Source organism: Thalassotalea profundi, assembly GCF_014653195.1.
GTDB lineage: Bacteria > Pseudomonadota > Gammaproteobacteria > Enterobacterales > Alteromonadaceae > Thalassotalea_B > Thalassotalea_B profundi.
Map to the genome: position 1 here is coordinate 302,251 of NZ_BNAH01000003.1, position 20,153 is coordinate 322,403.

Sequence of the window (20,153 nt, forward strand, 5' to 3'; positions counted from 1 at the left end):
AACTTAGTCAAAGTATTTTCCTTCTAAATATTATTTTCCTAACAGATTAACGATAACTGAATTATTTAGCTAGCAGATAAACTGATTAACTAAATATTCTTTAGTGTTTCGTTAGACAAGTAAGGATGCACTTTATTATGTGTTTGTTGGTAATCTTTATTTTTGATAGTATCTCTAAAAATAAAAGGAATTATTATGACATTCAATAAATTATTATTATCTCTAACACTTACAAGCCTTTGTACTCCTATTGCTTTTGCAAAACAATCAGTTAAACATATTTCAACGTATAAAGCGCCGGAACCGATAGAACGCATTAATCCTAAATACCCTATTAACGCCGCTAGAGAGCAAAGAGAGGGGTGGACCAAAATGAGTTTTGTTGTTGAAAAAGATGGGAGTGTCTCAAATGCGGTAGTGATTGAGTCTTCAGGGAGCAGTGACTTTGATAAGCAATCCTTAAAAGCAGTAAAACAATGGCAATACAGTCCCGCTATAGAAAATGGTCAGCCGATTCAACAATGTATCAATACCGTTAAAATGGATTTTAAAATGAGTAGAGATGGAGAAAATGGAGTTAGACGACGATTTAGAACCATTTATTTAAAAGCAGCTAAAGCCCTAGAAATTAAAGATTACAAGGAGGTAGAGGATAATTTAGAAAAGTTACATAAACTTAAAAACATGCACCTTAGTGAGTCAAACTTGTACCACAATTTAGCCGCCATTTATGCCAAAGAAATCACTAATGAAGATTTAGAAATACATCATTTAAATTTAATATCAACAAATCACTCAAGTATATCCCCTGAAAGTTCATACCAGATACTTGCCAGAAAATTTTTTATACAAATCAAAAAAAATCAATTTAGTCGCGCAATTACGACCTATAATAAAATAAAAGAGCTAGCAGTAGCAAAACCTTACCTAGCTAGTTTTGATGATATTATCGCTAAAATAGATGACATAATTAACAATAATGACAATATTGTAGTGCAAGCGAATATCAGTGATAAAAAGGTTTGGTATTACCCGTTAGTTAGAAATGAATTTTCAATTACAAATATCAAAGGAGAGTTAAATAAATTAGATGTTCGTTGTGCTAATAAACATCATGTATATACTGTTGAGGATAATCATACTTGGACCATTCCTTCAAGTTGGGAACATTGTAGTTTAATGGTCTTTGGCAACGAAAATTCATCATTTCATTTAATTGAGCATCCAATAAAAAGTTAATTCATAAATTGTTATAGGCAGTTAAATAAACAGTTTATTATTAGGCTAATTCAAGTAAAATCAATTGTATTAGCCTAAATATATGTAGTCACTTTGATAGATCTTGCATTAATAACACTTTTTATCCCAACATTTTTTCTCGTCAGTATTACTCCTGGCATGTGCATGACACTTGCTATGTCGCTAGGCATGTCTATTGGAATAAGAAAAACATTATGGATGATGTATGGAGAATTATTAGGTGTAGCCACAGTAGCGATAGCAGCTGTTTTAGGTGTTTCAGCCTTACTAGCCACTAAACCTCAATTATTCATACTGTTTAAATTATTAGGTGCGCTATATCTTGCTTATATTGGCATAAATATGTGGCGTTCAAAAGGTAAGCTTGCTATTACAGCACAATCGCGATTAAGTAATAGCGTTAGCAAAAGTGCTTTATTTTCTCAAGGGTATATAACCGCTATTGCCAACCCAAAAGGTTGGGCGTTTATGGTGGCTTTGCTACCACCATTCATCAACAGTAATTATCCGTTACCTTTTCAACTTTTTATTTTAGTCGTCATTATTATGGTGTCAGAGTTTATCTGTATGATGATTTACGCGAGTGGTGGTAAATCAATCGGCAAACTTTTAGTAAAAAAAGATAACGTAAAGTTAATAAATAAAATTTCTGGTAGCCTTATGATATTAATAGCTGTCTGGCTTTTATATAGCTAATATTTCAATAAAAACGATAACGTTACCAACTATTCTCTAATACTTGTAAATTCAATACTATAGTGTTCTTTGTGTTGGTTATCTAATAAAGGTTCAACTGTTAACTGTATAACCCAAATCATTTTTTTATCAGAACAACTGCCTAACATAGTGTGAGCGATGTGATAGCCTAATTGTTGTTCATTTGAAAAAAACAAAGGGATCTTTCCCATATACATGCTTTTACCTTCGATAAAACCAGTAACTTTAAAATTCTCATTAAATTTGTCATTGCCAACCAAAATAGAAAACTCACTTTCAGGTGTTATCTTTTTTTCGCTAAAAAGCACTGATAACTCTCCAAAATGAGTCATTATTTTGCAAGCAGACTGACTCACTAAGCAAGTGGGTTCTATTTTTTGCAAAATAGCGTTTTTTGAATCAGTTTTATCGGGTTTAGAGCATGACGTAATACACAAAAGAAAAGCTCCCACAATCAATAAATAAACACTTGCTCTCACAATTGGGGTCCTTGAATTATTAACATTTTTCTGCTTATTGCGCTTTTTTTAGACAGACGTACGTTTTTTTTTGATTTAGAACAAACTTTACCACATTCTCGGGTGACATTTTAGCCATAAAACACTATTATTCGCGCGGGGTTAAGAACCAAAATGCAAACTCATCAATTTAGTCTATAACTAAAGTATGGGTAAGTGAATGAACGATCCCTTCGATTGATTAATAATTATAACTGCGGAATCCATAACATGACTCAAAATGATGCGTCAGCAGTAAACTACAACTTCGATGTTGTACGTCAGTTTACTGTCATGACTGTAATATGGGGAATTGTAGGTACACTAGTGGGTGTTATTATTGCGGCTCAATTAATTTGGCCTGCATTAAACTTTGATACTCCATGGTTAACCTATTCCCGTCTTCGTCCACTTCATACCAATGCAGTAATATTCGCTTTTGGTACAAGTGCGCTATTTGCAACTTCTTATTATGTCGTACAACGTACATGTAAAACTACGTTATTTGGCGGAAAGCTGGCCTCTTTTACTTTTTGGGGATGGCAAGCAATTATCGTTTTGGCGGCAATTACCTTACCTTTAGGTTATACCTCAAGTAAAGAGTATGCTGAGCTTGAATGGCCAATTGATATTTTAATTGCTGTGGTTTGGGTATGTTATGCCATTGTCTTTTTCGGGACATTAATTAAGCGCAAAACATCACATATTTATGTTGCCAACTGGTTCTTTGGTGGTTTTATACTTACCGTTGCTGTTCTTCATATTGGTAACAGCATGGTTATCCCTGTTTCATTGACAAAATCATATTCACTGTATCCTGGTGCTATCGATGCAATGATGCAATGGTGGTATGGTCATAACGCTGTAGGCTTCTTATTAACTGCTGGTTTCCTAGGTATGATGTACTATTTTGTACCTAAACAAGCAGAACGTCCTGTTTACTCATACCGTTTATCTATTGTTCATTTCTGGGCATTAGTTTCATTATACATTTGGGCTGGACCACATCATCTACATTACACAGCTCTACCTGATTGGGCTCAATCGGTAGGTATGGTAATGTCTATCGTATTATTCTTACCTTCATGGGGGGGGATGATTAACGGTATTATGACTCTTTCTGGTGCATGGCATAAACTTCGTCATGATCCAATTCTTCGTTTCTTAATTGTTTCTTTATCTTTCTACGGTATGTCAACATTTGAAGGCCCTATGATGGCTATCAAATCTGTAAACGCATTATCACATTATACTGATTGGACTGTTGGTCACGTTCACTCTGGTGCTTTAGGTTGGGTTGCTATGGTATCAATTGGAGCCCTATATCATTTAATTCCGGTGCTATTTAACCAACAACGTATGTACAGTATTAAGCTAATTAACACCCACTTTTGGTTACACACAACAGGGGTTGTTTTATATATTGTCGCTATGTGGATTTCAGGTGTAATGCAAGGCTTAATGTGGCGTGCAGTTAACACAGACGGAACATTAACATATAGTTTTGTTGAAAGCTTACAAGCCTCATACCCTTTCTATTTCATCCGCTTTGTCGGCGGTGTATTCGTTGTTGTTGGTTTCCTATTAATGGCATACAACATGTTTAAAACAATTAATGCTAAAGACAATAGTCTTAAGTCAATTGAAACAGCCTAAGGAGACGAACCATGACAAATAAACATGAAAAAGTCGAAAAAAGTGTAGGCTTATTCTTTATTCTTACCATTATGGCAATAAGTGTCGGTGGCTTAGTAGAAATAACTCCATTGTTTTTCCAAAAAGCAACGACAACACCTGTCGATAATTTACGCCCTTATACCGCTTTAGAAATGGAAGGTCGTGACATTTATATTCGCGAAGGTTGTCATGTGTGTCATAGCCAAATGATCCGCCCTTTCCGTGCGGAAACAGAACGTTATGGTCATTATTCAGTAGCCGGTGAAACCGTGTGGGAACATCCTTTTCTTTGGGGCTCAAAGCGAACTGGGCCTGATTTAGCCCGTGTTGGTGGTCGCTATAGTGATGACTGGCATAGAGCTCATTTAATTGATCCTCGTTCTGTTGTTCCTGAGTCAAATATGCCTTCATTTAAATGGTTAGATGTCAATAAGCTTGATGGTGAATTAACAGCTAAGAAATTAGAGACCTTTAATTTCTTAACACGTAATAGAACCCATAAAGATGAAGAAGGCAACGCTATACCTTTATATTCTGCTGAAGATATTGCTAATGCAAAATCAGAAGTAGCAGGTAAAACAGAAATGGAAGCCCTGATCGCTTATATGCAATCACTCGGGCATGCGTTGAAATAATATGGATTACGGGACGCTAAGAGGCGTAATTACACTCATAATTTTGACACTTTTTATCATCATTGTGATCTGGTCATACAGTAAAAAACGTAAGTCTGCTTTTGACAAAGCAGCTAACTCAATTTTTGAAGAAGATCACAAAGAAGAAACTAACAAGCAGGAGACTAATAATGTCTAGCTTCTGGAGTATTTGGATATCAGTTCTTTCACTAGGTACATTATTAGGTTGTTACCTATTATTACGTATGTGTTTAAAGAACTTTGCAGATGTTGAAGAAGGTGAATCTACAGGACACAACTTCGACGGCATAGAAGAATTAAATAACCCACTACCCAAATGGTGGAGTACATTTTTCTTATTAACGATTATTTGGGGCTTTGGTTATTTACTTGTATACCCTGGTTTAGGTAACTGGGAAGGCCTTTTTGGTTGGACAAGTTCAAACCAAGGTATACTGAATTTAGAAGAATCTAGAGCTAAAGCCGAGTATGCAAAAGAAAATAACCTAATCGTACAATATGACATGGAAGTAAAGTCAGCTGATGCTAAATATGGTCCAATATTCGACGCATTTGCTAAACGCGATATTGAAGACTTAGGTACAGCAAGTGACGAAGAAGCGATAACAGCTCGTAAAGTAGGACAACGTTTATTTTTACAAAATTGTTCTCAATGTCATGGTTCTGATGCACGGGGTACAACAGGTTTTCCTGACCTTACCGATAACGATTGGTTATATGGCGGCAAACCTTACGATATTAAGCATACCATTATGCATGGTCGCCATAGCCAAGGAATGATTGGTTGGGAAAGTATGCTTGGTGGTGAGCAAGGTGTTAAAGATATGACCGCTTTTGTACTTAGCCTAAGTGGCCGTGAAGCAAAAGAAGGCTCAGTTGCTAAAGGTAAAGCTAATTTTGCGATGTGTAGTGCATGCCATGGTCAGGACGGAACAGGTAGTGATCAAATGAATTTACCAATTGGCGCACCTAACTTAACTGATAATATTTGGTTATACGGTGGCTCAGAGCGTGTTATTCAAGAGTCTATCCGTAACGGTCGTGCCGGTGTTATGCCTGCATGGGATGAGATTTTAGGCCATAAGAAAGTTCATGTAATAAGTTCTTATGTGTATAGTCTGTCACACCAATAGATAATTAAAATTTATCGATTATCTTAAAGCCTTATAGTTTACTATAAGGCTTTTTAATTTAAACTTTATTTTCATGCATATATAGCAACGAAGTTCATTATAAAATAAAGGTAATATGCAAAGTTACCCTTATTTTATAAGAATTAAATTTGCTTACAAATATTCACTAAAGCCTTATTAAATATTGGCCAAAGTAAACTGAAAAAAAGTATAATGGCAATACGTAAATTAAAAGTTGTGAACAATGAAAAATAGTTGGTATAAAGAACCTTGGGCATGGTTAGTATTTATTCTGCCTTTTACCGCCGTTGTTGCTGGTATTGCAACATTTATTATAGCTAATAGCGCACCTGACGCACTTGTTGTAGGTGACTACTATAAAAAAGGTAAAGCCATTAATTTAGAGCTAACTAAAGTTAAATTAGCACAAAAATTAGGAATGAAATTTGCCCTGCAATTACAAGATAACCAATTAATTATCAAACCTACAGGTATCGAAAAAAAATTCCCTTTACTTAATGTTAATTTTTATCACCCGACACTAGAAGATAAAGATTTTTATCTAGCGCTTACACCAGATGGTAACGGCTATTTTAGACATAAATTTGATGAAAGTATTACGGGAAAATGGCGCATTACCTTAACATCCTTTGAAGATACTTGGAAAATTCAAAATGTTATTACCTTACCTCAATCTCAATTTATTGATTTAATTCCTGATCCTATAGAAGCAAATTAATGTCTGATAGTTGTTATCACTGCGGCGAGGTGATCCCAAAAGGTATTTCGCTTTCGGTTACCATTGATAAAGTAGCACAACCTATGTGTTGCACTGGTTGTCAAGCAATTGCAGAAACCATAGTTGCTAATGGCTTAACAGAATACTATCGTTTTCGTACTGATATGGCACCTAAAGGCGACGCCCTTATTCCAGAAGAGTTAGCAAGAAAAAAACTGCTTGATGACGAAACATTACAAGACGAATTTACTTTTAAAACAGATTTATATAAAGAAGCTATTCTCACCATAGAAGGGATAAACTGTGCAGCTTGTGCATGGCTTATTGAAATGCAACTTGAAAAGCTCAAAGGTATAATATCAATTAACGTTAATGCAACGACACAACGTGCAACGGTAAAATGGACAGACAGTAAAATTAACCTCAGTGATATTCTCACTGCCATAGATAAAATAGGCTACAAAGCCCTTCCCTTCAAAGCAAGTACAATAGAAGCTCGTAATATTATTCAATCTAAGCGATTTATCAAACGCTTAGGTATTGCAGGTATTTTAATGATGCAGGTAATGATGATTGCTATAGGGCTCTATTTTGGCGCTTTTTCAGATATGTCTGCAGATAATCTTATATATTTAAGGTGGACAAGCTTATTGTTAACCAGTCCCATTGTCACTTATGGTGCATTCCCTTTTTATGTTGGGGCTATCAATGCTTTAAAAATTAAACGTTTATCTATGGACGTTCCTGTTTCCATCGCAATTTCATTAGCTTTTTCCGCCAGTGCTTGGGCAACAATAAGTCAGCAAGGTGAAGTGTATTTTGAATCGGTATCCATGTTCACTTTCTTATTATTAATAGGTAAATTTCTAGAATTTAGAGCAAGAACTCGTGCCGCCGAAGTTTCAGCTAATTTATTAAAACTTATGCCAATGACAGCAACAAAAATCGTTAATGACAACGAAGAGTTTATTGCAGCAAAAAAACTACTAGCTCAAGATTTAGTTATTGTAAAACCTGGTGAAATAGTTCCTGCTGACGGCATTGTTATTTATGGTCAAAGTCAACTAAATGAAGCTATGCTTTCTGGAGAGCAGCGCCCTGTAGATAAAAAGGTTGGTGATAACGTATTTGCAGGCACGGTTAATGGCGATGGTAATATAACCATAGAAGTAAAACATAACAGCCAGCATTCATTTTTAAGCCAGCTAATTAGGTTGAGTGAAACATCACAGGCACATAAGCCTAAATTAGCAAAACTTTCAGACAAAATTGCACAGTATTTCGTCGCTATCATTTTATTATGCGCAATTTTGACTGCATTATATTGGCAACAACATCTGCCTGAAGAGGCGTTCTGGATCACTCTGTCAGTATTAGTAGCCACCTGCCCTTGCGCATTATCTTTAGCTACTCCAACAGCTCTTACCTGCGCTACTACTCGGCTTAATAAAGACGGTATAATGATAAAATCAGGCCATGTAATGGAAACAGTGCCGAAATTAAACTGTATTGCTTTTGATAAAACTGGCACATTAACTTCTGGTGATTTTGAAATTTATCAATGTAATGTCATAGATGAAAATTTAGATAAAACGTCTGTGTTAGCAATTTCAGCCGCCCTAGAAAGCTATTCAGAACATCCGATAGCTAAAGCTTTTACTACTTACAGAGATTTTAATTATAAAGCTAACAATGTAAAGGTTGTATCAGGATCTGGTGTTGAAGGTATAATAAATAACACGCTGTATAAAATAGGTAAGCCTGCATGGCTACTGCCACCCGAACAATTAAAGGATTACGCAAACATCCCTTGTTTGCTCATGAAAGATGATCAAATTGTAGCAAGTATATTAATCGAAGATAAAATAAGAGATGACGCAAAAGCGTTAATCGCCCAATTAAAAGCACAAGACATAATTACCATGATGCTATCAGGTGATAACCAGTCAGGGTGTGATAAAATTCAACAGCAAGTATTAGTAGATCATGTACATAGCTCTTTATCAGCGGCTGATAAAATGGAACTATTATTAAAACAGCAGCAAACCCATACGGTGGCAATGGTAGGTGATGGCGTAAATGATTCACCTGTTTTTGGTGCCGCCCATGTATCATTTGCTATGGGTGGCGGTACAGATGTTGCTAAAAGTGGCGCTGACGTTATTTTGTTAAATAATAAATTATCAGCAATTAAGACCCTACGTAATGTAGCCTTTAAAACCAAACGTATAATATGGCAAAATTATAGCTGGGCTTTTGGTTATAATGCGATTATCTTACCACTTGCTATGTCTGGACATGTGACACCTTACATGGCTGTTATCGGCATGTCATTTAGCTCAATCTTAGTGATTACAAACTCACTGAGATTACTTAAAAAAGGTTAATTTAATGAGCATTATTTATGTGCTAATTCCAATCGCGATAATATTAATTGCAATAAGCATTTACTTATTCTTTTGGGCAGTAAAAACAGATCAGTTTGACGATTTAGAAAAACAAGGTCTTAGCATTTTATTTGATGATGACAAACCAGAGCCTGAAAAAAACGAAAAGGACACACAGCCTTAACTATTTACCTTGGCAGATAAAACATCATAATAATAGCAAAAATAACAATAACAATATAAATAGGTTTAAACATTTTTATCTTTGTATTAGCACTTTCAGGATGACTTTTAGCTAATGGCATACCGCAATGATCACAATGACTTTTCGTTATTGCATTAACACTTTGACAATATAAACACTTAACTTTTTCACTTGTCATTATTGATGCCTTGTTAGCTGATAATAAAGCTGTGGTAAACGTATCGGTAATTGTGATGGCTTATGAATAACTGTATAACCATCGACGCCAAATAAATAAGGTAAGTAGTCTTCTGCTTCTTGGTCAATAGTAATACAGAAAGGTTTTATACCTAGTTTATGCGCTTCAGAAATCGCATGCCGTGTATCTTCTATACCAAAGCGTCCTTCGTAATGATCAATGTCATTAGGTTTACCATCCGTTAGGATTAATAATAATTTCTGTGTAGTCTTTTGCTCGTCTAAAATTTTAGTTGCTTGTCGAATAGCCGCTCCCATGCGTGTATAATAGCCAGGACGAATAGCTTGAAGACGACCGCGTATAACATCGCTATAGCGTTCACTAAAATTTTTTAATACTGTAAAGCGTACATTCGTTCGCCTTATTGAAGAAAAACCATACATTGAAAAGTTATCTCCAACGCTATTTAATGCTTCACCAAATAGCATCATACTATCTTTAACAACATCTATAACTCTATTGTTGTTATCAAGGTGTGCATCAGTAGACATTGATAGATCGGCAAGCAATAATGTTGAAATATCACGATTGTTACCTCTAAAACTTTGATAAAGCCCGTGCTCTTTTGTAGAACCTTTTTGTTGCTCAATATAAAAGTCTAACCAAGCATTTAAATCAAGCTCCTCACCTTGTACTTGTCCCTTCAACCAATAGCGAACACTATGTAACTGCTCAAATTGCGCTTGTATAACCTTTGCTGTTTTTTGTAATTTAATAGGTAATTTAGTTGCCTCGTTATTTTTAGGTAACATAGGTAATAATAAACAACGTTCAGCGATCAACTCTTCCTTTTTATAATCCCACTCTGGTAGTTTAATTCCATCACCTAAAGGAATATCATCCTCAATAGCTGACGGTAAATCCATGTCAATTTTAATACTTGCTGATTTTTGTTGTTGCTGTTTTGACAAAGTTATTTTATCTAGGTCTTCGGCAACTTTGAGAGTTTCTTCATCGTCATCATCACTATCATCACTCCCCCGGTCAAGCTGACTAAACTCACTCCAAGAGAACAAACTTTCTAACCTAAAAACCATCATACCATCTCGGCTTTCACCGTCTTCTATCCGCTCACCTTTTTTACGCGTTGATCGACTTTTAGTACTCGTATTGTTTGATTCTTCACTTTCTGTATTTGTTTCCTCATCGAAGTTAGGCATCACTTGAGGATTAAACTGTGCTGATGGATATAGCCATAAGTAAACAGCTTGAGGAGCATAATTAACACTAGGAAAATCTTTCACTGAACCAGGTTCAAGAACCGCTTTCACAATGGCTTGTTCCATTTGTTGTTCAGCAAGAGGACGTTTACAGTAATCTGTACGCGTTTGTATAAATGCTTGAGCAAGTTTTTGATAACGCGAAGTTAATGCGGGAAAGCGAGTCAAAACATCAACAACAAGTTGCTGATTATCAATTGCCCAATGTTGAAAACTTTTTTTATGATGAGCCGCGAGGATCGCTAACCAAATATAAAGTTCTCTGTTTAATTCTGAAGTAGGAAATACCGCGAGAGACTCTGGTAAGCGTAAACTTTCTTCATCCTGCCAAGCTAAACTAATTTGTTGGTTTTCTCCGGCAATTTTTTGCAGCCATGTTCTTCGAACTAAATAATCACGAGCACTGGCAGCTTCGATACGTTTAACACTATGCCCTCCCATAGCACGAAATACAACGCCTACAGACTTACTTACATCTGAAAAATCTACTTTTGCTTGTATGTAATTCGTATTCGCTTTTTTGGTAATGTACTTATGCCAAATACCACCAACCCACTCTTCCATTAATCACCAAGCACCCATAATGAGCATTATCTATTTTGATGGTAATAATTTAGCAAAGAATAATTGATAACGATGTGATTTGAATCAAATAAATCTTCGTCACTTTAAATCATCTTTATCTATTTTTAAATTCGGTAAATTAGTACTACTTATAACATTTAAGACAAGCCCCAGCATAAAAAAGAAAAATGTTGTTGCGCCTATACTGCCTTTAAGTACTTTATTTTCAGAATCTAAAATAGTCATTAAATAAATAGCACAACCAATAGCGGTTATCGTACATATAATTCCCACTATCTTAGCTATTTTTTGCAAAAAGTGTTTTTTATATTCCATAAGTTACCTCAATAAAAAGCCGCGATATTACTACCACGGCTTTAATAAATTAATCATCGGATGTTATGATTAAGCTGTTGCTTTCTCCTTAATGAAAAAGCTTGTTAAATAAGCAATTAAGCCTAATAGGAAAACAACACCGGCTACTTCACGCAACCAATAGAAAATAGACAGTTTATCTTGCGTAACCATAAAGCTTAGTGCTTCTCCTGTTTCAGGTAAGCGTTGTAGCCATACTTGTAGTACACCAGCGCCAGTTAAACATAAAGTGATAAAGACCATTGCAACGGTCATTAACCAAAATCCCCACATTTCCCACACTTGTGCACGATTACAATTACACTCACCAATACCTCTAATTTTAGGCATTGCGTATGATATTATAGTCATTACAATCATGGCATAAGCACCATAAAATGCCATGTGTCCATGTGCAGCGGTTATTTGTGAACCATGTGTATAGAAATTTACTGGCGATAATGTATGTAAAAATCCCCAAACACCTGCACCTAAGAATGCCATAACTGCAGTTCCTAAGGCCCAAAGTGTTGCAGCTTTATTTGGGTGCTCTCTACGACGTCTATTTACCATATTAAAAGCAAATAACACCATAGCAAAAAATGGTAAGGGCTCTAATGCAGAAAATACAGAACCAATCCATTGCCAGTAAGCAGGAGTTGCCAGCCAGAAAAAGTGATGCCCTGTACCTAAAATACCACTAATCAAAGCCATAGCAATAATTACATATAACCATTTTTCAATAACTTCACGGTCTACCCCTGTTACTTTAATTAATATAAAAGCAAGGATTGCGCCCATAATAAGTTCCCAAACACCTTCTACCCATAAATGAACAACAAACCACCAAAAGTATTTATCAAGTGCTAGATTAGATGGATTATAGAAAGAGAATAAAAACATTAATGCAAGGCCAATTAAACCTGTCATCAATACCATGTTAACTGAGGTTTTACGGCCTTTCAGAATAGTCATACCCAAGTTAAATAAGAAACCTAAGCAAACAACAACAATACCCAATTTTGTAATGGTCGGTTGTTCAAGAAATTCACGTCCCATCGTAGGCCATAAATGGTTAAGCGTTATATCAGCTAATGTTGAATATGGGACAAGTAAATAACCTAAAATAGTTAATACGCCCGCAACTGCAAATACCCAAAAGAGTATAATTGCAAGTTTAGGACTATAAAGTTCTGTTTCAGCTTCTTCTGGTACTAAGTAATAAGCTGCCCCCATAAAACCAAATAATAGCCATACTATCAGTAAATTAGTATGAACCATTCGTGCAACGTTAAAAGGAATTGCGCCAGCTAAAAAATCGCCAACAACATACTGTAGTCCCATTATTAAACCAAATAATATTTGGCCTACAAAAAGGATTAAAGCAAACACAAAATAAGGTTTTGCAACCGCTTGTGATTGATATTTCAAAGTATTCATCACATTAACCCTCATCATTAGGCGGCCAGCCATTTACATCCATTTCGGAAGTCCACTTCAGAAACTCTGCTAAATCATTAATTTCATCATCAGTTAAATGAAAGTTAGGCATTTGACGACGACCTGGAATGTTTAATGGTTGCGCATTCATCCAACCATTCAAGAATGTCTTGAAGCCTGCTTCACCACCTCGGCGAACATATACGTTACCTAATTCAGGTGCAAAATATGCCCCCTCACCGATTAATGAATGACAACCAACACAGTTATTTTCTTCCCATAGCTCTTTACCTCGCTCTACAGACTCAGTAATATTATGTCGATGATCCCTTTTAGGCATCTCTTTAGTTGTATGAAAAGTTAACCCTAAAAATATCAAAATGAAGAAAAGACTCCCCCCATAATAAATATTTCGAGCCATACCTTTTGTAAATTTTTCAGACATGGTATTTCCCTTAGAAAAGTAATAAAACCAACGCAATCATATACTGCAATATAGGACAAATTACTTGATGGAAATCAACTTTGTTAAAGAGTGTAACGATTAGTTAGACAAATAAACGTAAATATAATGTAGATCAAAAAAGGGGCAGTTTTTTCGCCATCGCGCGTGAAAGGTTAAGCATACCTACAAGCACAAAGAGTGCATGAGCAGTAACAAAATAGACTAAAAGCAATGCTAATAATGAATTAAAATGATCACTAAATAAAACAATCAATAAGGGAATTAAAACTAAACAACCACCTGAAATTAGAGATAGTTGTAACGATCTAAATAAATGGATTCGTTGCCAGCCCTTTATTTTATGGTTTTTTGAAAATTGCCAGACTAAAATAAAAAAAGCGATCCCCGGAATTAATAATAAATTCATTAAATATAGAGATTGATAAATAATAGCTGAACGCTTTTTTTGTTCTTTGTTATTATCCATAGCGTCCTCTTACTTATTGGTTAATAATGTCGAGATGGTTTGAGTTTTATAGCTATATCAGATAGATAGCACAAATAATAGAGGGAACAATTAACACATAACCAAGCATTATAATTCGCCATCTGCTAGGGGCATATTTAAGCTCCATAAATATATCAGTAATTAGCTGACCTTTAAAAAAAACAATGGCAAAAATGAAGACACTAAACAGCGTAGTTGAGTGAATTATTTGACCTAAATAAACCGACAACACTGTCAAAAAAACAAGTATTGCCCAACTGATTAACGCCTGTGTATTAGTCATAACTAAGTCCATGTTTTCTATTCATTAGATCACGTAAATTAATGGAAATAAAATAATCCATAACATATCCACCATGTGCCAATAACATGCGCCTGATTCAAATCCAGAATGGTTTTCTTTATAAGCATTTTTTACAGCCTTTAACAGCATAAAAATTAAAATAACCATGCCTAAAACTACATGTAAAAAATGAAAGGCAGTAATTAAAAAGTACAGTGTGAAAAATGTATTAGTTTCAATATCAATCCCTTGCAAGAAAAGTGATTGATATTCCCAACTTTTCACAAACAAATAAATAAACGCAAAGAGTAAAGCAAAAATTAAATACCATACAATTTGTTTTACTTTATTTTGATGTAATGCATTCACAGACAAAGCAACAAAAAGACTACTAGTGATTAATGCAATTGTATTAATCACACCACTTGCAGTATGAAGCTGAGCTTTTCCTTCAATAAATAACTGTTGGTTTAAATATTCAGTTATTGCAAAGCCAATAAAGAACATGGCAAATACAGTTAATTCAGCCAAGATAAAAAACCACATAGCCAAATCGCCAGGTAATTTTTTATCATTTATTAATAGATTGTTATTGTTCATAAAAATAAATACTAGCAACGTCCATTAACGCTTTAATAGTATCAGGATCATCAGTTAAAGGTTCTGCTAAACAACAGCGACAAACTTCCATAGGATTCATGCCACTAGACATCATTTTGGCTGCATAAATTAATAAACGAGTAGAAGCAACTTCATCTAAATCACTCTGTTCTAGTTTTCTTAATGCTTGAGCCAATTCGACTAATTTAAACGCAATGTGTGGTTCTACACCGCTTTCCTCAATAATAATATTTTGTTCAATCTCCGGCGATGGATAATCAAAGCGTAGCGCAACAAAACGCTGGCGCGTACTTGGTTTCATACCTTTTAAGAGATTTTGATAACCGGGATTATAAGACACAACCAACATAAAGCCAGGAGCCGCCTCTATAAGCTCTCCAGTTCTTTCTAGTGGAAGTACGCGACGATCATCAGCAAGAGGATGTAATACAACAGTAGTATCTTTTCGTGCTTCAACTACTTCATCTAAATAGCAAATTCCTCCTTCTCTAACCGCTTTAGTTAATGGCCCATCTTGCCAATAAGTGCCATTAGGGCCTATAAGGTGTCGTCCGACTAAATCGCCAGCCGTAAGATCGTCATGGCAGGCAACTGTATATAATGGCTTATTTAATTTTTGCGCCATATGTGTAATAAAGCGAGTTTTACCACACCCCGTAGGTCCTTTAATTAATACTGGAAGTTGATGGGAATAAGCATATTCAAATAGTGATACTTCATTGTTTTGTTGTTGATAAAATAACTCTCTTTCAGAGCTATTTGATATTTTAATATTTACAGTTGTCATAGTGTTCTTTAGCTTGCTAAACATGATAGTTAAGATACGCTTTTATTAATTTACCGGCAAATGAGACTGTCATTTACTTGATAAGGATCAAGCTATTGAATAAACCATTTTATTTTTTTATTCATATCGAAAAATATGCGTATAGATAATGATTTATACGTGGCTTGTGTTAAACATTATCTATGGGCTTAACACTGTTACTGTCCCTGTCATTTTAGGATGGGGCCCGCAAATATAATGATATTTCCCAAGTTCATCAAAGGTGATTTGAAATGACTCACCAGGGAAAAAATAATCTGGCTCTGCTTGTGTTAAATGCTTAAACCAAACATTATGGTACTGGCGTTTTTCAATATTTTTCCAAATAACAGTATCTCCCTTAATAATTTTCACATCGGCAGGAATAAACTCTTTCTTGAATATTTCCACCACAATTTCTTTACTCGACAGTTGAAAATTAATCATTAATAAAGCAATCAAACAGACCCGTTTGATAGTTATGACTCTTACCTTACTCAGAGTAATCAGCATAAAGGTCTCCCTCCTCCCCTTGATAAAACATTTCATAAAAAAAGGCTTTTTGACTATGCAAAAAGCCTAAAAATAAAATTAACGCTAGGAAGTTAATTTTAATAAATCAACGCGTTATTGGGCTTTAACATTTATTTCAGCATTAGCATTATCTAATGCTAATTTATAACCAAAAGAGACATGATGATAACGAGCACTTGAATAATCATCGTGTATGGCAAAGCCAAAGTTATATACTTTACCTGCCTCAATTGACACATCCCCTATTTTATCGGAGAGTAATTTTCGCTTGATGATCACTGACCATATACCTGCTTTAAGTGAAGCCTCAACTTCTGCTCCTTGCCCACCATGCATATTCCTTTCTTTTGAAATATTGCCATCTTCAACAGTTTCAGCTCCTGATTTATAACGTAACAGGTCCATAAACTGATTTTTACTCAATACGGCATTAATGGCCTTTTCATCTTTGAGTTTATCCCAACCACCTAATGCTTTACCTCCACGCCCTCTCAATTCAATATTTGTACGTGTTTCAGCTAAATACTTAGTAACACCACTATTGAGATCTAGTCTGCTAGCAAGGTCTGAACCTATTAACGTTTCTTTTACTGGAGTATCAGGCATAGAGTTAGCATCAGCATGACATGTTGCCCAACAACCTGCTCTATCTGCATACTCAACATCATCTGTTGCCAACATAAATGCTAATTTCATTGGATGTTCAGGATCCATTTTTCCCCCATCAACAAAAGGAACTGGAGCATGTTGACCTTCAGACCAGCTAAAACGTAAATACATATATTCATTATCATGAGTTGCATTAATTGTTACAGGAAAACTACCTCGTTTCCCTGGAATTATATTAGGCTCAAGCTCTTTATCACTCTCTCCAGATACAATTGCTTGACCAATATCAGTAATTTCGTCGCCATGACATGCAATACAACGGTCACCTTTAGTAAAAGCACGTTTTCCACCGTGATTTCGCCCTAATATCCATTCCATTGATGCCGTACCGGGATAAAATACGTTTAAGTCTGTGCTATTAGCTTTAGACCAATCAACATGAATTGAACTTACAGTAGAAGGTATTTCAACCGTTGCAGGAGTAGAAACAGTTGATTTAGTTGCTCCTACATTAGCTAAAGCTTGTGCTACTGCCGCATCTATTCGTTCTTGCTCTGCAATTTTCTGAGCTTCTTTTGCTGCCTTTTCCCTTGCAACTTGTTCTGCTTCTTCAGCCTCTATTTTAGCTAAACCAATACTATATATTTCAGGAATTTCTCTAATAAACTTAGGATTAGGCGCCTCTAAAGCTTCTAACTCTTCATCTGTTAATTTATCTCTTACATTATGATGCGCTATGCCTTTATGACAATCGATACAAGTTTGCCCAGTTTCCATTGCATTTAAATGTTGTTTACGTGCACGTGGTTTTTGAAATTCAGGATTCATCGATTCAAGATTATGACAATTGCGACATTCACGTGAATCGGTATCTTTCATCGCTTGCCATACATTTTTAGCAAGTGATAAACGATGCTCTTGGAATTTTTCAGGTGTATCAATTTTACCCGTTAACCAGTAAAAGACCTCTTTTGATGCTTGAACTTTACGCACCATTTTATGTACCCAAGGATCTGGTACATGACAATCAGAACATTCCGCACGTACGCCTGTTCTATTTGAAAAATGAATAGTCGGTTTATATTCTTGATAAACGTTATCTTCCATTTCATGACAAGAAGTACAAAATTCTAAGGTATTAGTTGCTTCCATTGCCGTATTAAAGCCCCCCCAGAAAATAACTCCTACTACGAAGAAAACGACTGCTCCGGCAACTGTAGTACCTAACATAAGTCGACGAGACCAAAAGCTAGGTTTAGTGAATTTAGAATTTGCCATAATATACTCGTGTTACTTTCAAAAAAGAAAAACCGTGAACATGGCATTAACCATGTTCACATCGGTACTTAAATAAAATCACTTAAATATCGATACTTAAATATTCATAACCAAATGAATAAACTAAGTTTTATGATTCGCACGATTAAATACGTTGAACTTGCCTGTTGGCGTAGTTAATCCTTTAATACGTGTTTTTTCTTTCAATGTTTTAGCATCGTACACCACGATTTCCCCTGTAGGGTTTCTCGCATCTTTTCGATTCCAAACCGATACCCAAACCTCACTACCATCATCATTAAATTCCATATGAAGCGCAGCTTTACCCTCTTCTTCAGTTACACGAATAGTTTTAACGATTTCATGGGTGTTTTTATCAAAAACTTGAACTGACTGTTGAATTTCTGGCTCAGGGTGTTTTAACTGATCAGCCCATACATATTGTGATGTTTCATGAGTACGAATAAAGACACCAGCGCCATCTGTCTCTACTTCATAACATAATTTCCATGCTTGATCAGGATGACCAATAGGATCGTTACCCCAAACAGAAACTAAGCCAACCCCTAAATGTGTCGTACCAGCAACCGGACCACACTTTTTATCAACCCAGTTAGCTCCTGGGCCTGGGTGTGGTAAAGATTCAACATCAATCATTGCTTCCAATTTACGTTCTTTGGTATCAACTACTACCATTTTATTAGAGGCGTTAGCCGCAATTTGAAAATAACGGCCAGATGGGTCAAAGAAACCATCATGTAAAAATTCAGCTGATGCAATAGTCGTAATTGTTAAGTTATCTAAATCAGAGTAATCAACTTGTAACATTTGCCCTGTTTCTTTAACAGCAACAATGAATGATGATTCATTAGGGGCGGTATAAATAGCCGCTACACGCGCTTCATTAATAAATTCACCCTTAGTGTTATACCCACGAGTTGACACTACCTTTAATGGGTTTAATGTAACAGCGTCCATAATAACGAAATGTGCAGGCCAGTAACCTCCAGCAATTACATATTTACCATCGCCTGATACTGCTATATCACGAGCGTCATAAGCCATTTTAGTTTCAGCAACTAACATTTTATCCGGAGTTTGCCATAAATCGATTTTATTCACTTTCCCGTCTCGACCTATGGTGTACCAAAAACGTCCGACATCTTTAGCATGATCAACTTTATGGTGCTCAGTTCCTTTAATGACATGTACAGCATAACCCGTATCAATATGCGTAACGATTTTCTTAGTATCACCATCAATAATTGCAGCCTTACCTGCATCACGTTCAATAACCACAAAAAAGTTTTCCCAATTTAAACCATGTAGTGGTTTGCTCGGATAGTCTTTAGGAGCTACATATTCTTTTGTGTGTGAACGCATTTGCTCTAATGACATTTCTGGCGGAACTGGTGGCGTCATTTGAATAAAAGTAGCTAAGTTAGCTATTTCTTCTTTTGTAAATAAATCATCAAAGTTATTCATTCCACCTTCAGTACCATAGGCAATAATTTTTTCTAACCGTGTTTGACCTTTTTTTAATGTCTCTTCAGGTTCTAAACTTTTACCTGTAGCACCTTTACGCAACGTGCCATGACACCCCGCACAGCGTTGAAAATATTGTAGTTTAGCTTGTTCATAATCAGCTTTTGATAATGTTGGTTCATTTGCTAGGGTCGATATACTAAAACCACTAGCAGCTATACCTATCGCTAAGCTGATCGCTGAAAGACCATATTTAATTGTTTTCATCAGTTTTCTCCAGATGTTACTTTACATACCAAGATAACTAGATAAGTACTTGTTTTATAAATATTATCTAATTATAAAAACTTTAGTGCTAAACCCGTTAACACCGATTGAAACTTTCACTCAAATTAAATCATTAAGCCTTTCAACTACTGACTTATAAAATTTAACCTTTAACTAGTTGGGAGACACTATTATTGAATTACGTGGCAATGTGACTGATGCAGATCAATG

General features: G+C 35.5%; 22 protein-coding genes and 1 pseudogene. 9 read left to right on the forward strand and 14 right to left on the reverse strand.

Annotated features, from left to right (window positions below):
- The first annotated feature begins 195 nt into the window (after window positions 1-195).
- Together IE155_RS05360 and IE155_RS05365 are read left to right on the forward strand one after the other, a co-directional pair.
- A complete protein-coding gene (locus tag IE155_RS05360; protein WP_189377078.1) occupies window positions 196-1,239 on the forward strand; it encodes an energy transducer TonB in 1,044 nt (347 codons plus the stop codon).
- 93 nt (window positions 1,240-1,332) lie between these two features.
- Window positions 1,333-1,956: a LysE family translocator gene (locus tag IE155_RS05365; RefSeq protein WP_189377080.1), complete on the forward strand. Its 624-nt coding sequence runs from the start codon at window positions 1,333-1,335 to the stop codon at window positions 1,954-1,956.
- A gap of 29 nt (window positions 1,957-1,985) precedes the next feature.
- Here the strand turns inward: IE155_RS05365 and IE155_RS05370 are convergent, their stop codons facing one another.
- Entirely contained in the window at window positions 1,986-2,456 is a 471-nt protein-coding gene (locus IE155_RS05370; RefSeq protein WP_189377082.1) for a hypothetical protein, read from the reverse strand.
- Between the two features lie 249 nt (window positions 2,457-2,705).
- Here IE155_RS05370 and ccoN point away from each other — a divergent pair, with 249 nt between their 5' ends.
- From ccoN to ccoS, 7 genes are all read left to right on the forward strand, one after another.
- Window positions 2,706-4,130 (forward strand): cytochrome-c oxidase, cbb3-type subunit I, encoded by a 1,425-nt coding sequence (gene ccoN, locus IE155_RS05375; protein WP_189377083.1) that lies wholly within the window; start codon window positions 2,706-2,708, stop codon window positions 4,128-4,130.
- Between the two features lie 11 nt (window positions 4,131-4,141).
- Window positions 4,142-4,786 (forward strand): cytochrome-c oxidase, cbb3-type subunit II, encoded by a 645-nt coding sequence (gene ccoO, locus IE155_RS05380; RefSeq protein WP_189377085.1) that lies wholly within the window; start codon window positions 4,142-4,144, stop codon window positions 4,784-4,786.
- 1 nt (window position 4,787) lies between these two features.
- A complete protein-coding gene (locus tag IE155_RS05385; RefSeq protein ID WP_189377087.1) occupies window positions 4,788-4,964 on the forward strand; it encodes a cbb3-type cytochrome oxidase subunit 3 in 177 nt (58 codons plus the stop codon).
- The gene (gene ccoP, locus IE155_RS05390) at window positions 4,957-5,940 is read left to right on the forward strand and encodes a cytochrome-c oxidase, cbb3-type subunit III (RefSeq protein WP_189377089.1); all 984 of its coding nucleotides are present in this window, start codon (window positions 4,957-4,959) and stop codon (window positions 5,938-5,940) included. The genes IE155_RS05385 and ccoP overlap by 8 nt, the downstream gene beginning before the upstream one ends.
- 244 nt (window positions 5,941-6,184) lie before the next feature.
- Window positions 6,185-6,679 carry a FixH family protein gene (locus IE155_RS05395; protein ID WP_189377090.1) on the forward strand — a complete coding sequence of 165 codons (495 nt, stop codon included), beginning with the start codon at window positions 6,185-6,187 and terminating at the stop codon, window positions 6,677-6,679.
- Window positions 6,679-9,066, forward strand: coding sequence for a heavy metal translocating P-type ATPase (locus tag IE155_RS05400; protein ID WP_189377092.1), 2,388 nt, complete (start codon window positions 6,679-6,681; stop codon window positions 9,064-9,066). The genes IE155_RS05395 and IE155_RS05400 overlap by 1 nt, the downstream gene beginning before the upstream one ends.
- Window positions 9,067-9,070: 4 nt before the next feature.
- Window positions 9,071-9,250 carry a cbb3-type cytochrome oxidase assembly protein CcoS gene (gene ccoS / locus IE155_RS05405; protein WP_189377094.1) on the forward strand — a complete coding sequence of 60 codons (180 nt, stop codon included), beginning with the start codon at window positions 9,071-9,073 and terminating at the stop codon, window positions 9,248-9,250.
- Between the two features lie 4 nt (window positions 9,251-9,254).
- On the opposite strand, the gene IE155_RS05410 is transcribed toward ccoS, so the two are convergent.
- The 13 genes and pseudogenes from IE155_RS05410 to IE155_RS05465 all read right to left on the reverse strand — a co-directional run bounded on the left by IE155_RS05410 (window position 9,255) and on the right by IE155_RS05465 (window position 19,922).
- Complete coding sequence (locus IE155_RS05410) at window positions 9,255-9,449, reverse strand: DnrP protein (RefSeq protein ID WP_189377095.1); 195 nt, start codon at window positions 9,447-9,449, stop codon at window positions 9,255-9,257.
- Window positions 9,449-11,293, reverse strand: a complete 1,845-nt coding sequence (locus IE155_RS05415) for a nitric oxide reductase activation protein NorD (protein ID WP_189377096.1) — start codon at window positions 11,291-11,293, stop codon at window positions 9,449-9,451. Before IE155_RS05415 ends, IE155_RS05410 begins: the two co-directional genes overlap by 1 nt.
- Before the next feature lie 99 nt (window positions 11,294-11,392).
- The gene (locus IE155_RS05420) at window positions 11,393-11,629 is read right to left on the reverse strand and encodes a hypothetical protein (RefSeq protein ID WP_189377098.1); all 237 of its coding nucleotides are present in this window, start codon (window positions 11,627-11,629) and stop codon (window positions 11,393-11,395) included.
- A gap of 69 nt (window positions 11,630-11,698) precedes the next feature.
- Window positions 11,699-13,087, reverse strand: coding sequence for a cbb3-type cytochrome c oxidase subunit I (locus tag IE155_RS05425; RefSeq protein ID WP_189377099.1), 1,389 nt, complete (start codon window positions 13,085-13,087; stop codon window positions 11,699-11,701).
- Between the two features lie 4 nt (window positions 13,088-13,091).
- The gene (locus tag IE155_RS05430) at window positions 13,092-13,532 is read right to left on the reverse strand and encodes a c-type cytochrome (RefSeq protein WP_189377101.1); all 441 of its coding nucleotides are present in this window, start codon (window positions 13,530-13,532) and stop codon (window positions 13,092-13,094) included.
- 133 nt (window positions 13,533-13,665) lie between these two features.
- Complete coding sequence (locus IE155_RS05435) at window positions 13,666-14,019, reverse strand: hypothetical protein (protein WP_189377102.1); 354 nt, start codon at window positions 14,017-14,019, stop codon at window positions 13,666-13,668.
- A 52-nt stretch (window positions 14,020-14,071) separates the two neighbouring features.
- Window positions 14,072-14,335: a cytochrome C oxidase subunit IV family protein gene (locus IE155_RS18125; protein ID WP_373295353.1), complete on the reverse strand. Its 264-nt coding sequence runs from the start codon at window positions 14,333-14,335 to the stop codon at window positions 14,072-14,074.
- Window positions 14,336-14,347: 12 nt separating this feature from the next.
- On the reverse strand, window positions 14,348-14,923 hold the full coding sequence (locus IE155_RS05445) for a cytochrome c oxidase subunit 3 family protein (RefSeq protein ID WP_229817053.1): 576 nt from the start codon (window positions 14,921-14,923) through the stop codon (window positions 14,348-14,350).
- Complete coding sequence (locus IE155_RS05450) at window positions 14,913-15,731, reverse strand: CbbQ/NirQ/NorQ/GpvN family protein (protein WP_189377105.1); 819 nt, start codon at window positions 15,729-15,731, stop codon at window positions 14,913-14,915. Before IE155_RS05450 ends, IE155_RS05445 begins: the two co-directional genes overlap by 11 nt.
- Before the next feature lie 180 nt (window positions 15,732-15,911).
- A complete protein-coding gene (locus IE155_RS05455; RefSeq protein ID WP_229817057.1) occupies window positions 15,912-16,262 on the reverse strand; it encodes a cupredoxin domain-containing protein in 351 nt (116 codons plus the stop codon).
- Window positions 16,263-16,376: 114 nt separating this feature from the next.
- Window positions 16,377-17,270 carry an ethylbenzene dehydrogenase-related protein gene (locus IE155_RS05460; RefSeq protein WP_506054832.1) on the reverse strand — a complete coding sequence of 298 codons (894 nt, stop codon included), beginning with the start codon at window positions 17,268-17,270 and terminating at the stop codon, window positions 16,377-16,379.
- Between the two features lie 348 nt (window positions 17,271-17,618).
- Window positions 17,619-18,122 (reverse strand): annotated as a pseudogene (locus IE155_RS18130) (NapC/NirT family cytochrome c); the annotation flags it as partial.
- Window positions 18,123-18,293: 171 nt separating this feature from the next.
- Window positions 18,294-19,922 (reverse strand): cytochrome D1 domain-containing protein, encoded by a 1,629-nt coding sequence (locus IE155_RS05465; protein WP_189377109.1) that lies wholly within the window; start codon window positions 19,920-19,922, stop codon window positions 18,294-18,296.
- Window positions 19,923-20,153 lie beyond the last annotated feature (231 nt).